Raw genomic sequence first — 14,469 nt, forward strand, 5'->3', positions numbered from 1 at the left:
AATGACGTCACCTACACCCCCACCGCGCGGCCCCCTGGGCACCGCGACGCCGAATCCAGCCGCTGCCGGCGACGGTGACGCGCTGCATTTCTGCACGACCTGTGCGTTCTCCGATGCCTGCAGCTCGCAGGGCTATGACAAGACCGCACTGAACGAGCTGCACGTGATGGTCGACCACGTCGGGCCGTACCACGCCGGTGACTACATCTTCCGCGCGGGCGAACCCTTCGATGCAATCGCTGCGGTGCGTGCGGGCATGGTCAAGACCTTTGTCGACGACAGCCTGGGCAATGAACAGGTGCTGGGTTTCTCGCTGCCGGGCGAAGTGATCGGTCTGAATGCCATCCACGGTTCGCGCTATCCCTGCAATGCGGTGGCGCTGGATACCGTGCATCTGTGCCGCATCTCGTTTCCGCGCATCAGCATGTTGGCCAGTCGCATGCCCGGCTTGCAGGCCAAGCTGTTCAGCCTGCTCAGCGCCGAGATCGGCAAGGCCGCCTTGCTGGCGGCCAACTACCGCACCGAGGAGCGCATGGCCGCATTCCTGCTGGATATCTCCAACCGCTACGCGCGGCGTGGATTTTCCGCACACCGCTTCAACCTGACCATGACCCGCACCGAGATCGCCAACTACCTGCGCATGGCCCCGGAAACCGCCAGCCGGGTGCTGCGCCGCTTGAGCGACGAAGAAGTCATCGCGGTGAAGCAGCGCGAGATCATCCTGCTGCAACCGGAGCGCCTGGCGCTGATGGCGGCCACCGATGACGCAAGCGAGTGACGCCCAACCGAGGATGCATGCATGAACAAGCTGTGGGCGTTGTTGTTGCTGGCCGCCACACTGCCGGCAGGCGCGGCTGACCTGACGGTCTCGGCGGCTTCCAGCCTGACCGAGAGTTTCCGCGAGATATCCAGCGCGTACGAGAAGGCCAATCCGGGCACGAAGGTCGACCTGAATTTTGCCGCCTCTGGCACCTTGCTGCAGCAGATCGCACGCGGCGCGCCGGTCGATGTGCTGGCCTCGGCCGACCAGGCCACGATGGCGCAGGCCAACACCGAAGGCCTGATTGATCCAACGACCGAGCACGTGTTCGCGCAGAACAGCCTGTGGGTGGTAGTGCCGCCGCAGGCCAGCAACAAGCCGACCACGTTGGCGGCACTGGCCAGGGCCGATGTGAAGCGCGTTGCCATCGGCAACCCCGACAGCGTGCCGGTCGGCCGCTACGCACGCGGCGCGCTGCAGCAGGCCGGTGTGTGGCCGGCGATGCAGGCCAAGATGATCAGCACCCAGAACGTGCGCCAGTCATTGGACTATGTGGCGCGCGGTGAAGTGGATGCTGGTTTCGTCTACGCCACCGACGCGCAGGCGATGAGCGAGCGCGTGCAGCGTGCATTCCAGGTGCCGGTTGCTGGTGGCATCGCGTATCCGCTGGCGATGGTGAAGACCAGCCGCAATGCCGCCGAAGCCAAGCGCTTCATCGCCTTCGTGCGCTCGGCGCAGGGCCAGGCCATCCTGCACAGGCACGGCTTCGGCAGCCCTTGATGGTGGATCTGGACTGGAGCGCGTTGTGGTTGTCGCTGAAGGTGGCCGGCTGGGCGACCGCGATCAATCTCGTGCTCGGTGTCGGATTTGGTGCCTTGCTGGCGCGGCGGCGCTTTCCCGGCCGTGAGCTGCTGGACACGGTATTCACCTTGCCGATGGTGCTGCCGCCAACGGTGCTGGGCTATTACCTGCTGGTGCTGATCGGCAGCAAGGGGCCGCTTGGCGCATGGCTGGAGAGCAGCTTCGGCATCAACCTGGTGTTCACCTGGCAGGCGGCGGTGATCGCCGCAGCGGTGGCTTCGTTTCCGCTGGTATTCAAGCCGGCGCGTGCGGCCTTCGAGGATGTCGACGGGCAGCTGGAACAGGCCGCGCGCACCTTGGGTGTGTCCGAGTTGGCGCTGTTCTTCCGGGTGACCTTGCCGCTGGCATGGCGCGGCATTCTTGCCGGCCTGCTGCTGGCGTTTGCCCGTGCGATGGGTGAGTTCGGCGCCACCATCATGGTCGCTGGCAGTATTCCCGGGCGCACCCAGACCTTGTCCATCGCCATCTACGAGGCGGTGCAGGCCGGCAATGACGGTCGCGCCAACGCCTTGGTGCTGCTGTCCTCGCTGGTCTGCATCAGCGTGCTACTGCTTGCCGCACGATTGGTGGGGCGGCGGCAGGAGGGGACGCGCAATGTGGCTTGAGCTGGATATCCAACGCAAGCTGCAGGCCGCGGGGCAGCAGTTCCAGCTGCAGGCGGCCTTGCGCTGCACGCAGCCCAACGTGGTGTTGTTCGGCCCGTCTGGTGCGGGAAAAAGTTTGACCTTGAAGGCAGTGGCTGGATTGCTGCGGCCGGACGCCGGTGTGATCCGCATGCACGGGCAAGCACTGTTCGACGCGGCTGCCGACATCAATCTGTCACCACAACGGCGCCGCATCGGCTATGTGTTCCAGGACTACGCCTTGTTCCCGCACCTCACGGTGCGGCAGAACGTGGGTTTTGGCCTGCAGCGAGGCCTGTTGAATCCGCCGCGGAGCCGTCGTATCGATGCGGTCGAGCAATGGTTGCAGGCGTTCCGCATCGATCACCTTGGTGACCTGCTGCCGTCGCAGATCTCCGGCGGCCAACGTCAGCGCACCGCGTTGGCACGGGCGCTGGTGACCCAGCCGCAGGCGCTGCTGCTGGATGAGCCGTTCGCCGCACTCGACCACGCTCTGCGTGCGCATCTGCGCCAGGAACTCGAAACGGTGCTGGACCAGACTGGCATCCCACTGCTGCTGATCAGCCATGATCCGGAGGACGTGGACATGTTCGGCCAGCAGGTGGTGCATCTGGCCGACGGCCGCGTGCAGGTCTGATCGCCAGGCAACGCTTAGTCCGGCTTGCCATCCGCACGTGGGCGCCAGTAGATCCACCCCAGTCGCAGCAACCACGGTGCAAGCACCAGCAGCCAGCCTGCGGCGGCGACGGCATGCCAACGCCAGGGATCATCCAGTAGCGGCGCCAGGATGCGCAGCACGGCAACCAGCTGCAGGCCGAGCAGGGCAATCCAGGCGACCATCGGTACTACCAGCGCACGCCCGGAGTGGCCCTGGGTCACACGGGTGACCATCGCCACCAGCAGGCTGCCGAACAGGCCCATCGCCAAGGCATGCAGCGGCGCGCGTTCCAGCCAGCCGGTATGGCCGGCAAGCGGGGCTATGTCCTGCAGCAGGTACAGCAGCATCGCCAGCGGCCACCACGCCAAGCCGTAGAACAACACCGCCAGCAAGGCCGGCTTGGGACCACGTGGCCACCAGCGCCATAGCGAGTACAGCGACAACAGCAGCAAGCCGGCATCGGCCAGCAGCATGACCAGTAGCTGCTGCAGGTTTTCCCCGAACAGATGCAGCAGGCATAACGTCCACATGATCGCCAGCCAATGCGGTGGCCGCCATGCCTGGTAGCCCGGCACCACATTGCCGGCGAAGAACGGGAACATGCGATGGGCGACGCTGGCGTAGATCGGCAGCAACAGTCCGAAGGTTCCGACCGACACACTCAGTGCCTGCCAGCGGATATCCGCGCCTGCCGCCGCAGCAGCGAAGGCCAGCAGGCCGATCCAGCCCAAGAGCAATGCAGCCCAGCAGGACCATGCATGCCAGGTGCGGCCTTTTTCCTGCAGCAATAGTCGGCCAAGAACCACAAGACCGAATGACCACCCGAGCACCGCCAGCAACAGGGCCAGCCTCACCCCGGGTTGCCATCCAAGGCTGGCGGCCAACAGCGCCATCTGCGCGCCGAACAGGCCACTGCCGACCCCGGCGTACTGCCACCGCGACAGCGCCGGTAATCCCATCCAGCGCGGGAACACGGTCAACAGGAACCCGAAGATGAAACTGGGCAGCACCAGGTACTGCATCCACAGTCCGTGCAGCCAGGCCGGTGGCACGGCGGGTACGGGCAGGGGGCTGCCCAGCTGCAAGCCGGCCAGCCAGAGCGCCCACCAAGCCATCGCCAGACCGAGATTGCAGACACCGATGAAGAACAGCAGCCGGTGTGGCGCATTGAACAGCTGCACGCGGGGCCTGGAAGTGTCCACGCAGCGAGTATCCACACTTCCGTCGCCGCCGGTACTGACCAATATCAAGGCCAGCAACATCAGCAGAAAGCCGCGGCAAGCATCGCCAGATCAATGGCTGGTTGTAGCCCGGGTAAGCGCAGCGCACCCGGGGCGGTTGGCGCGGATACGGATGGCTGGACCGTTCTTCCCGGGTGCGCTGCGCTTACCCGGGCTACGTTGCTGCGGGCGAGTGTGGTGCACGCCTGGACGCAGTGGCCAGATCGCGATGGCAGCCAATCCGCCTGCCGCGGTGCGATGATGGAGCACGCACGCAGCCGGCCTGGCTTGCTACCGCCAAGGCAGCTGATTGGCGGCGGGTCGACGCAACACGCCAGCGGCAAGTCATCTCTTCTTGCGGGGAAGCAGAAAGATGTTCCGGAGCAGCCTCGAAACAGCACCACTGGCACGGGGGTTCACCTTGATGGCATGGCTGCTGCTTGTGCTGTGCGCCTCGCTGCTGCTTGCACCTGCGCCGGTGCTGGCTGTGACCGAAGAAAGCACCGCCCAGGCGCAGGCCCCGGCGACGGTGCGCTTTTACAACCGTGACATCCTGACCTTCCGCAGTGCCTTCATGGGGCGCTCGCCCCTGCAGCGTGCGCAGGTTGCCGAATTCAACATCAAACGCATCGTCGATGAGCCGGGCATGCCCGGCGTGACCTTCAACGACACCGCTGCCGGTGCGATCCTGCTGCTCGGCGGGGAGGTCGTCACCCTCATCACGCCGGCCGATGTGGATACCGCGCAGGGCCAGAGTCTGGTCCAGGTGCGCGAGGAGGTGCGCAGCCGGCTTGGCGAGGCGGTCGCCGCCGCCGAGCGCGAGCGTGCGCCGGGGCGGGTGCTCCGGGGCGTGCTGCACAGCCTTGTGGCCACGGTGCTGGCCGCCGCACTGGTCTGGCTGATGGCCTGGCTGGCTCGCCGGCTGCGGGCGGCGATGCTGGCCTGGGTGGGTAAAAAGGCGGGGACGCTGCGTAGCGTGCCGGTACGGCAGATGCTGCATGGGGCCAATGCGCTGGCCGACTGGATGTCGCGTGCGCTGTTGCTGGTAGCGGTGCTGGTGCTTGCCGAGGAATGGCTGCGCTATGTATTCCACCAGTTCGACTACACCCAGCCGTGGGCAACGACGATGACGTTATGGCTCGCTGCCCAGGCCAAAGCCTGGTTGTGGGCGGGTGTGGCGGCGATCCCGGGGCTGGTGACGGCGCTGATCATTTTCCTGCTGGCACGCTTGGCCAGCCAGATCATCGGCATCCTGTTCCGGGGCGTGCAGCATGGGCGTTTCCAGCTGTTCGGCATCGACCGCCAACTGGCCGAACCCAGCCGCAAACTGATCGTCGCGGGCATCTGGCTGTTTGCGCTGGTGATGGCCTATCCCTATCTGCCCGGCTCGGGCAGTGATGCGTTCAAGGGCCTGACGGTGCTGCTCGGCGTGATGATCTCGCTGGGCGGATCGAGCATCGTCGGCCAGGCAGCGGCGGGCTTCACCCTGCTGTATTCAAGGACGATGTCGGTCGGCGACCTGGTCAAGGTGGCGGAGGTGGAAGGGCAGGTGATACAGATCGGTTTGTTCACCACCCGCATCCGCACCCTCACCGGGGTGGAGGTCAGCCTGCCCAACATGCATGTGCTCAGCGGCAAGCTGCTGAACTATTCGCGCGACCCGCAGGCGGCCGGCATGTGGCTGGAAACCGGCGTGACCATCGGCTATGACACGCCGTGGCGGCAGGTGCATCGGCTGCTGCTGGACGCGGCTGGCAGGACCGGGCATGTGCAGCACGTGCCGCCTGCCTACGTGTTGCAGACCGCGCTCAACGACTTCTACGTAGCCTATGTGCTGCGCGTACACATCGTTGAACTGCCGCTGCGTGCGGAGATACTCAGCGCGCTGCACGCCAACATCCAGGATGCCTTCAATGCGGCCGGGGTACAGATCATGTCGCCCAACTACATCGCCGACCCCGAACTGCCCAAGATCGTTACGCCCGACAACTGGGACCCCAAGCCGCCCCTGTCGTGAGCTGCGTGCGGGGTCCGCAGGCACTGAACGCGGCCGCGTGCACGGCTGCAATGTCGCCCCGCTACGCTGGCCCTGATCCGCGGGGAAGGGCCGGAACGCAGGCAGCACAAGGGTTTGCCGCGCTGCCGCAAGGTCTTTCAGGTGCCGCTCGTTAAACTGTTTTCATTTGCAACGGAGGTGGTATGGCTGGTTTTCGTCCGGTGTCGCTGATTGGCGTGCCTACCGATGTGGGTGCGGGTGCGCGTGGTGCGCGGCTGGGGCCGGAGGCGCTGCGCATTGCCGGCTTGCCTGAGGCGCTGGTCGAACGCGGGGTGGACGTGCGCGACATTGGCAACCTCGATGGTCCGCGCAATCCATGGACCGGCCCGGTGCAGGGCTACCGCCACCTCGACGAAGTAGTCGCTTGGAACCACGCGCTGATGGAGGCGAGTTACGCCGAGCTGAAGGACGGCCGCCTGCCGATCATGCTCGGCGGCGACCACTGCCTGGGCGTGGGCTCGATTACCGCGGTCGCGCGCTGGTGCCGCGAACAGGGCAAGCAGCTGCGCGTGCTGTGGCTGGATGCACATTCGGACTTCAACACCTCCGATGTTACCCCGTCAGGCAACATCCACGGCATGCCGGTGGCCTGCCTGTGTGGCCTCGGCCCGCAAGGCCTGACAAATCTCGGCGGCAGCGCCCCGGCGATTGCACCGTGGCAGGTGCACCAGATCGGCATACGTTCGGTCGACCCCGAAGAAAAGCGCCTGATCAAGCAGCACCGCGTGGACGTCTATGACATGCGCTACATCGACGAAGCAGGGATGAAACGGACGATGGAAGCCGCGCTGCATGGCATTGATGCCAATACCCACCTGCATGTCAGTTTCGATGTGGATTTCCTCGACCCCAGCATCGCGCCGGGCGTTGGCACCACGGTGCCGGGCGGGGTCAATTACCGCGAGGCGCAGCTGGTGATGGAGATGATTGCCGATACGGGCTTGATGGGCTCGCTGGATATCGTCGAACTGAACCCGCTGCTGGATCACCAGAACCGCACCGCCGAGCTGGCAGTGGACCTGGTGGAGAGCCTGTTCGGCAAATCCACGCTGATGCGTGACTAAGGACGCCTGACTGGGGCGGGCGCCGGTGGTGCCCGTCTGTTGCGTTGTCTTGCTTAACCTCGCTCCGACATCGCTGAACCGGTGCTGCGCATGTTCACGCGCAGCACACAGCCAAGCGGCGAGATTCGTCTTCACACGCGGAATGCTGGTTGCCGGTCCCCGGCCAAAGCCGCCGCCTTATGAGCAAGGAGACGATCTGATGATGAAGCGAGTACTGATGTTGGCCCTGGTTGGCGCGTTCTCGGTAGGCATGCTCAGTGGCTGCAACACCATGGCCGGTGCTGGCAAGGACATGCAGAAGGCCGGTGAAAAGGTCGAGGACAAGGCCCAGGACTGTAAGGACGGCAAGTGCTGAACCCCGGCGGCCCATGCTGGGCCGTGTTGATGTAACCCACCACAGGAGAAAGACATGAAGCGTTTGGTTGCCCTGATGTTGCTGTCGCTGTTCTCGGTTGCCGCGCTGTCCGGCTGCAACACCGTTGCCGGTGCCGGCAAGGACGTGCAGAAGGCAGGCGAAAAGGTGGAGGACGCTGCCAAGGGTCATTGACCTGGCAAGCGCACACAGCTGAATGGAGAAGGCCGGCCTTGCCGGCCTTTTTCATGTGCGCTGCGCAAGCCTGAAGCTGTGTTCATCGAGGTCAGCACCACACAACGAACCGTGTACCCGTTGCCAACACAGTCAGGGCCAAGATGATCCCACGCGAACAAGCCGCGTATCCCACCAAGGAGAAGCGTAATGAACAAAGACATCATTTCCGGCAAGTGGACCCAGCTCAAGGGCAAGGTGCAGGCCAAGTGGGGCGACATCACCGATGACGACATGAAGGTGGCCGAAGGCAATGCCGAGTATCTGGCCGGGCGCTTGCAGGAACGTTATGGCTGGGCCAAGGATCGCGCTGAATCCGAGGTGCGCGATTTCCAGAAGTCCCTGCACGATGAGTATCCAGACTACCGTTGATGCAGGGTGGTTGATGCGGGGGGATTGAGGGAGCAGGTTGCTGGCAGCCTGAGACGCCTCCCCCCGCGTAGCCCGGGTAAGCGCAGCGCACCCGGGGCTGTTGGCAGAAGTATCGAACGACCCGAGAGGTCGAGCTTCCCGGGTGCGCTGCGCTTACCCGGGCTACGAGGCTACGAGGCTACGAGGCACAGGGCACCGTTCATACCTGTGCCAGCAGTCAGCCTTCGAGCCCTTCTCCCGTTGCGGGAGAGGGCTTGGGGATAAGGAAGAAGGGCCGCTGAAAGCGGCCCTTCTTGCATCCCCGATGCAATCACCAAACTCAGCGCCCACGTGCCGGCGGATCCGGCACGAAGCCGCTCGGGAAGGCCTGCGGTGTGTTGTCCACGCGGCGATAACCGCGCGGCAGGATCCCCATCGCCACCAGCCGCTGGCGCGAGTCGTAACGCAGCTCGCTGACCTGCACCGGGGTGCGGCTGGCACGCTCGAAGCTGGTGAGCGACGAACTGGACCATTCGCGCTCGCCATGGCCGGTGCCCAGCCGCTGACGCGACTCACTCCTGGCCATCGCGCTGGGTGGGGCAGGCGCTTCGGCAGCGCGGGCATTGGCGCTGGCCTCGGCACGGTCCTCGTACTGCGGCATCGGCCGCGGGGTCGGCCGCGGCATCGGCAGCGGGCGCACGTCATACACCGGTCGGCGCGCTTCGTTGAACACCGCAATGCCGATCACCCCGACATTGGTCGGGCGGCCGGTGCGGCTTGCATAGCTGTCGCTGGAGGCGGTGAACACGAACTGCGCCACCTCGGCATTGGATTTGCGCCAGCCAGTGATCTCGCTGCTCTGCCAGGGCTCCAGCACATAGCCGGACTGGCTGGGCGAGGCGGTCTGGCCGGTGATGGCGTTGACCCCATCCACCGACAGCACCACCAGCACGCGCTCGCCGCTGCGGTTCTGCATGCGCACGCTGTAGCGGTGGCCGGGGCTGCCGGCGACCCATTGCTGGCCCCGGTGCGGGTGCAGGTCCAGCTCCTGCCCGTCGTCGCGGTCGATCACCGACAGCAGCACCGGGCCCTCCTCTGCCGGCCGTACCGGGCTGAACCCGCATAGCGCGACAACCGACAACACACTGGCTAGAAAACGGTACATGGCAGGCTCCTTGGCGGGGTACGTGGCATGAAACGGCCGGGCGCGGGCAACGGGGTTGAGGGCGGGGACAGGCTGGGGCGGTTACACTGGCCCGGTTCATCCGCTCGTCAGCTTGGTTTACATGACTACCCGCGTCCTCACCGGCATCACCCCCTCCGGCACTCCCCATCTCGGCAACTACGTCGGCGCGATCCGCCCGGCCATTGCCGCCAGCCAGACTTCGGACATCGAGAGCTTCTTCTTCCTGGCCGACCTGCACAGCCTGATCAAGGCGCAGGAGCCCGAGCGCACCCAGCGTTCGACCCTGGAGATCGCCGCCAGCTGGCTGGCCTGTGGCCTGGACCCGGACAAGGTGTGGTTCTACCGGCAGAGCGACATCCCGGAAACCACCGAGCTGATGTGGTTCCTCACCGTGGTCGCCAGCAAGGGCATTCTCAACCGCGCCCACGCCTACAAGGCGGCGGTGGACAAGAACCGCGAGGAGCAGCTGGACGACGATGCAGGCGTCAGCGCCGGCCTGTTCATGTACCCGGTGCTGATGGCCGCCGATATTCTGATTTTCAACGCCAACAAGGTGCCGGTGGGGCGTGACCAGATCCAGCACATCGAGATGGCGCGCGATTTCGCCCAGCGCTTCAACCACGTCTACGGCAAGGAATACTTTGCTCTGCCGGAGGTGATCATCGACGAACAGGTGGCCACCCTGGCCGGCCTGGACGGTCGCAAGATGAGCAAGAGCTACAGCAACACCATTCCGCTGTTCGTGCCGCGCGAGGAGCTGAAGAAGCTGGTGTTCTCCATCCTCACCGACTCGCGCCTGCCCGGCGAACCCAAGGACACCGAGGGCTCGGCGCTGTTCCAGATGTACCAGGCCTTCGCCAGCCCGGAGCAGACCGCCGCCTTTGCCAAGGCCTTTGCCGAGGGCATCAGCTGGGGCGATGCCAAGCAGCAGTTGTTCGAGCGCATCGACGCCGAGCTGTCGCCGCTGCGCGAGCGCTACAACGCCTTGATGGCCGAGCCCGAGAAGATCGAAGCCATCCTGCGCAAGCGTGGCCAGCAGCTGCGCGAGCAGTTCGCCATCCCGCTGCTGAAGGAGCTGCGTCACGCCGTGGGCCTGCGCGATCTGTCCGCCGCCGGTGACAAGCCCAAGGCGGCAGCCGCTGCCAAGGCGGCGCTGCCGCTGTTCAAGCAGTACCGCGAAAAGGATGGCCGCTTCTACTTCAAGCTGCTTGATGGCGAAGGCACGCTGCTGATCCAGAGCGAAGGCTTTGACTCGCCGCGCGATGCCGGCCAGCTGATCGCCGTGCTCAAGCAGGCCGAGCAGGGCGATGCGCTGCAGAGCGAGTTGTTCAAGGTTGAAGTGGAAGTGGAGCCGGTGCTGGCGGCGTTGCGCGAACTGCGCGAGGCGGCAGCGAAGGAGTAATCACCTGCGGAGGAGCACGTCGATGGCCTGGTTGTCGTTGTTGTTGTTTCTCCCCTGGTTCTGCGTGATGGGGGCGTTGTACTGGTGGTTCCCGCGCCAGCCGCGCAACCGCACACGCACCTTGTTTGATGCCGCGATGCTGATGCTGGCCCTGGTGGCCAGCATCGGCTTCATGTTGTGGGGCTACCAGGTCGGTGCGGCCGAGGTGGCCGACGGCCTGTGGAAGCAGATCCTGGCTGTGCTCTATGCCTATGGCGGCTTCCTGGCGGTAATGGTACTGGCGCTGTTGCTGCGCCCACGCGTACTGCGGCACTGAGCCGACGCGGCTGCGACAAAAGTCCGGGTTGAGTGCGGGCAGGGGGGCTGGCAGGATCGAAGCCAGTTTCTGCCGGAGTTGTTGCATGTCTCTTGCCCATGGCATACACACCATCGATACCGCGTTCCAGCGCGATCACTTCGATGCGGCCTACCTGATCGTGCAGGACGGGCGCGGCGCGTTCGTTGACTGCGGCACCACACATTCCCTGCCGAATCTGCTGGCCTGCATTGCGCAGGCGGGTCTGAGGCCTGCGGATATTGATTGGCTGATCGTCACCCATGTGCACCTGGATCATGCCGGCGGTGCTGGTGCGCTGATGCAGCAGCTGCCCAATGCCAAGCTGGTCGTGCACCCGCGTGGTGCCCGGCACATGATCGATCCCACCCGGCTGATCGCCGGGGCGACGGCGGTGTATGGCGAGGCGGAAATTGCCCGCAGCTACGGGCAGATCGTGCCGGTGCCCGCCGAGCGCGTGGTGGTAGCCGAAGACGGCCACCGCGTTTCCGTGGCCGGGCGCGAACTTGTCTGCGTGGACACGCCGGGGCATGCACGGCATCACTTCTGCGTGTGGGATGCCGTCAGCCGCAGCTGGTTCACCGGCGACACGTTTGGCCTCTCTTATCGAGAGCTGGATCATGCCGGTGGTGCCTTCATCATTCCTACTTCCTCGCCGGTGCAGTTCGAGCCGGAAGCGATGCATGCCTCGATCCGTCGGCTGATGCAGGAGTCACCGGAGGGCATGTTCCTGACCCATTACGGCCGGGTCGAAGGCACGGCGCGATTGGCGCAGGAGCTGCACGAGCAGATCGATGCAATGGTGGCGATTGCGCAGCGCTGCAACGGTGAGCCGCAACGTCACCGCCTGCTGGTGGATGCCTTGGGCGCGCTGTATGTGGCGCGCTTGAGATTGCAGGGCAGCCCGCTGGACGCATCCGAGGTGTTGCGGGTGCTGGCGATGGACATCGAGCTCAACGCCCAGGGCCTGGCCTGCTGGCTGGACCGCGACAAGCGCTGAGAGCCCGCCAGCTCCATGTAGTGCCGAGCCATGCTCGGCAGAGGCTTTCCCGGCGATGCATCCGCTCGCTGCGGGAGCGGTGTAAACATCGAAGCCAAGCTCATAACAGAAGCGGTGCAGCTCACCCCTCCCCAACCCTCCCCTTCGCTGCGCGAAAGGGAGGGGGCGGTAGTGCCGAGCGAAGCTCGGCAAAGGGCCTCATGTAGCGCCGAGCCACGCTCGGCAAAGGGCGTCAATGTAGCGCCGAGCCACGCTCGGCAAAGGGCGTCAATGTAGTGCCGAGCCATGCTCGGCAGAGGCTTTCCACGCGATGCATCCGCTCGCTGCGGGAGCGGTGCAAACCGCGAAGCCTGGCTCAGAACAGAAGCGGTGAAGCTCCCCCCTCCCCAACCCTCCCCTTCGCTACGCGAAAGGGAGGGGGCGGTAGTGCCGAGCGAAGCTCGGCAAAGGTCTCTCATGTAGTGCCGAGCGAAGCTCGGCAAAGGTCTTTCATGTAGTGCCGAGCCAAGCTCGGCAAAGGTCTCTCATGTAGTGCCGAGCGAAGCTCGGCAAAGGTCTTTCATGTAGTGCCGAGCCAAGCTCGGCAGGGGCTTTCCCGGTAACGCTTCTGCCGAGCATGGCTCGGCACTACATGGGCAAGGCCGGTTAGAATCTGCCATTCATTCTGTCTCGTTGGTAGTTGCCTTGAACCCGATGCGCATCCTGCTGCTGTCTTCCTGCCTGTTCGTGGGCGGCATCGCCTCGGCGGCCAATGACCTGCCCGGCGGCGGCATCGATCCGGAAGCGCTGTCGCGGCATGTCCGCATCCTGGCCTCGGACGAGTTCGAAGGCCGTGCACCGGCATCGGCCGGTGAACAGCGCACCGTCGACTATCTGGTCGATGAGTTCCGCAAGGCCGGCCTGCAGCCCGGCGGTAACGATGGCAGCTGGGTGCAGGAAGTGCCGCTGGTCCGCGCGCAGCTGGATGGCGAGGCCACGGCCAGCCTCAGCCAGGGCGGCAAGACCCGGACCCTGGTCAACGGCGAGGATGTCACCCTGCAGAGTCTGCGCCCGCAGGCCGCGGTGACCGTGAAGGATGCACCGCTGGTGTTCATCGGCTACGGCATTACCGCACCCGAGCGCCACTGGGACGATTACAAAGGCGTGGACCTGCACGGCAAGATCGCCGTGGTGCTGATCAACGACGCCGACTTCGAGGCCGACAGAGCCGGCGCATTCGACGGCAAGGCAGTCACCTACTACGGCCGCTGGACCTACAAGTTCGAGGAAGCCGCGCGGCGCGGTGCCGAGGGCGTGCTGATCGTGCATGAAACCGCACCGGCGGCCTATCCCTGGGCAACGGTGAAGGCCTCCGGCACCTCGCCGTTGTTCGATATCGAGCGCAGCCCGGAAGAGGCGCTGGCCGCACACACGCCACTGCGCGGCTGGATGCAGCGCAGCCTGGCCGAGCAGCTGTTCGCAGCGGCCGGGCTGGACTTCGATGCCGAGAAGCGCAAGGCCATGCAGGCTGATTTCAAGCCGTTCACGCTGGGTGATGCACGCCTGTCGGCCAGCTTCAAGCTCAAGCGCGAGCAGGTGGTCACCCGCAACGTGGTGGCCAAGCTGGAAGGCAGCAGCTACCCGCAGGAGTCGGTGATCTTCTCCGCGCACTGGGATGCCTTCGGCATCGGCCAGGCGGACGCCAGCGGCCAGACCGTGCGCCACGGCGCCATCGACAACGCCACCGGTGTGGCCTCGGTGCTGGAGCTGGGCCGCGTGTTCGCGGTCGGGCCGCGGCCACAGCGTTCGTTGTACTTCATCGCGCTGACCGCCGAAGAAAAGGGCCTGCTCGGCGCCAGCTACTACGCCGCGCATCCGCTGGCACCGCTGGAAACCACCGCAGCGGTGCTGAACATCGAGATGTTCAGCCCGGACGGCGAAACCGCCGACATCGCGACCTGGGGCAATGGCCGCGTGTCGCTGGAAGACGATGTGCAGCGGGTGGCGCAGGCGCGTGGCCGCCGCTGGTCGCCGGACCCCAACCTGGAGGCAGGTTTCTTCTACCGTGCCGACCATTTCGCCTTTGCCCGCAAGGGCGTGCCGGCGATCACCGTGGGTGCGGGCCTGGACAAGCTGGATGGCGGCGTTGCCGCCGGCCGCGCGCTGCGTGATGCTTATTTCGCCAAGTGCTACCACCAGGCCTGCGATGCGTGGAGCCCGCAGTGGGATGCGCGAGGCCTGGCCGCCGATACCTTGCTGGTTTATGACCTGGGGCTGGAGCTGGCCAACAGCCGGCGGTGGCCGCAGTGGCAGAAGGGCGCGGAGTTCGAGGCCGCGCGTGAAGCGAGTGATGCCGCTCGGCGCTGAGTGATGTGTGGCTGTGCTGAGT

Annotated in this window: 15 protein-coding genes; 13 read left to right on the forward strand and 2 right to left on the reverse strand. The window is 65.4% G+C overall.

From position 1 onward, the window contains the following. The first annotated feature begins 1 nt into the window (after position 1). Genes B2527_RS17230 through B2527_RS17245 form a run of 4 tightly spaced genes read left to right on the forward strand, consistent with a single transcriptional unit; the run spans position 2 to position 2,881 of the window. Positions 2-778 (forward strand): helix-turn-helix domain-containing protein, encoded by a 777-nt coding sequence (locus B2527_RS17230; RefSeq protein WP_197606663.1) that lies wholly within the window; start codon positions 2-4, stop codon positions 776-778. Between the two features lie 21 nt (positions 779-799). Beyond that, positions 800-1,540, forward strand: coding sequence for a molybdate ABC transporter substrate-binding protein (modA, locus tag B2527_RS17235; RefSeq protein ID WP_293716563.1), 741 nt, complete (start codon positions 800-802; stop codon positions 1,538-1,540). Between the two features lie 2 nt (positions 1,541-1,542). Beyond that, positions 1,543-2,226, forward strand: coding sequence for a molybdate ABC transporter permease subunit (gene modB, locus B2527_RS17240; protein ID WP_293716616.1), 684 nt, complete (start codon positions 1,543-1,545; stop codon positions 2,224-2,226). Then, positions 2,216-2,881, forward strand: a complete 666-nt coding sequence (locus tag B2527_RS17245) for a sulfate/molybdate ABC transporter ATP-binding protein (protein ID WP_293716565.1) — start codon at positions 2,216-2,218, stop codon at positions 2,879-2,881. The genes modB and B2527_RS17245 overlap by 11 nt, the downstream gene beginning before the upstream one ends. Positions 2,882-2,895: 14 nt before the next feature. Here the strand turns inward: B2527_RS17245 and B2527_RS17250 are convergent, their stop codons facing one another. Then, positions 2,896-4,104: an NnrS family protein gene (locus B2527_RS17250; RefSeq protein ID WP_293716567.1), complete on the reverse strand. Its 1,209-nt coding sequence runs from the start codon at positions 4,102-4,104 to the stop codon at positions 2,896-2,898. Positions 4,105-4,546: 442 nt separating this feature from the next. On the opposite strand from B2527_RS17250, the gene B2527_RS17255 reads away from it, so the two are divergent. The 5 genes from B2527_RS17255 to B2527_RS17275 all read left to right on the forward strand — a co-directional run bounded on the left by B2527_RS17255 (position 4,547) and on the right by B2527_RS17275 (position 8,200). Next, positions 4,547-6,139, forward strand: a complete 1,593-nt coding sequence (locus tag B2527_RS17255; RefSeq protein WP_293716569.1) for a mechanosensitive ion channel family protein — start codon at positions 4,547-4,549, stop codon at positions 6,137-6,139. Between the two features lie 182 nt (positions 6,140-6,321). Then, positions 6,322-7,242, forward strand: a complete 921-nt coding sequence (rocF, locus tag B2527_RS17260; protein ID WP_293716571.1) for an arginase — start codon at positions 6,322-6,324, stop codon at positions 7,240-7,242. A 202-nt stretch (positions 7,243-7,444) separates the two neighbouring features. Continuing rightward, on the forward strand, positions 7,445-7,597 hold the full coding sequence (locus tag B2527_RS17265) for an entericidin A/B family lipoprotein (protein WP_293716573.1): 153 nt from the start codon (positions 7,445-7,447) through the stop codon (positions 7,595-7,597). Between the two features lie 54 nt (positions 7,598-7,651). Continuing rightward, positions 7,652-7,789, forward strand: coding sequence for an entericidin A/B family lipoprotein (locus tag B2527_RS17270; protein WP_293716575.1), 138 nt, complete (start codon positions 7,652-7,654; stop codon positions 7,787-7,789). 189 nt (positions 7,790-7,978) lie between these two features. Then, complete coding sequence (locus B2527_RS17275; protein ID WP_293716577.1) at positions 7,979-8,200, forward strand: CsbD family protein; 222 nt, start codon at positions 7,979-7,981, stop codon at positions 8,198-8,200. A gap of 319 nt (positions 8,201-8,519) precedes the next feature. Here the strand turns inward: B2527_RS17275 and B2527_RS17280 are convergent, their stop codons facing one another. Next, complete coding sequence (locus B2527_RS17280; RefSeq protein ID WP_293716579.1) at positions 8,520-9,344, reverse strand: hypothetical protein; 825 nt, start codon at positions 9,342-9,344, stop codon at positions 8,520-8,522. 121 nt (positions 9,345-9,465) lie between these two features. Here B2527_RS17280 and B2527_RS17285 point away from each other — a divergent pair, with 121 nt between their 5' ends. From B2527_RS17285 to B2527_RS17300, 4 genes are all read left to right on the forward strand, one after another. After that, positions 9,466-10,767 carry a tryptophan--tRNA ligase gene (locus tag B2527_RS17285; protein ID WP_293716581.1) on the forward strand — a complete coding sequence of 434 codons (1,302 nt, stop codon included), beginning with the start codon at positions 9,466-9,468 and terminating at the stop codon, positions 10,765-10,767. 22 nt (positions 10,768-10,789) lie between these two features. Further along, complete coding sequence (locus B2527_RS17290) at positions 10,790-11,083, forward strand: hypothetical protein (protein ID WP_293716583.1); 294 nt, start codon at positions 10,790-10,792, stop codon at positions 11,081-11,083. Positions 11,084-11,168: 85 nt separating this feature from the next. Beyond that, positions 11,169-12,101 carry an MBL fold metallo-hydrolase gene (locus tag B2527_RS17295; protein ID WP_293716584.1) on the forward strand — a complete coding sequence of 311 codons (933 nt, stop codon included), beginning with the start codon at positions 11,169-11,171 and terminating at the stop codon, positions 12,099-12,101. 693 nt (positions 12,102-12,794) lie between these two features. Next, a complete protein-coding gene (locus B2527_RS17300; protein WP_293716586.1) occupies positions 12,795-14,447 on the forward strand; it encodes a M28 family metallopeptidase in 1,653 nt (550 codons plus the stop codon). Positions 14,448-14,469: the final 22 nt, after the last annotated feature.

The sequence above is a fragment of the Stenotrophomonas sp. UBA7606 genome, assembly GCF_002477705.1.
In the GTDB taxonomy this organism is placed as follows: Bacteria; Pseudomonadota; Gammaproteobacteria; order Xanthomonadales; family Xanthomonadaceae; genus Stenotrophomonas.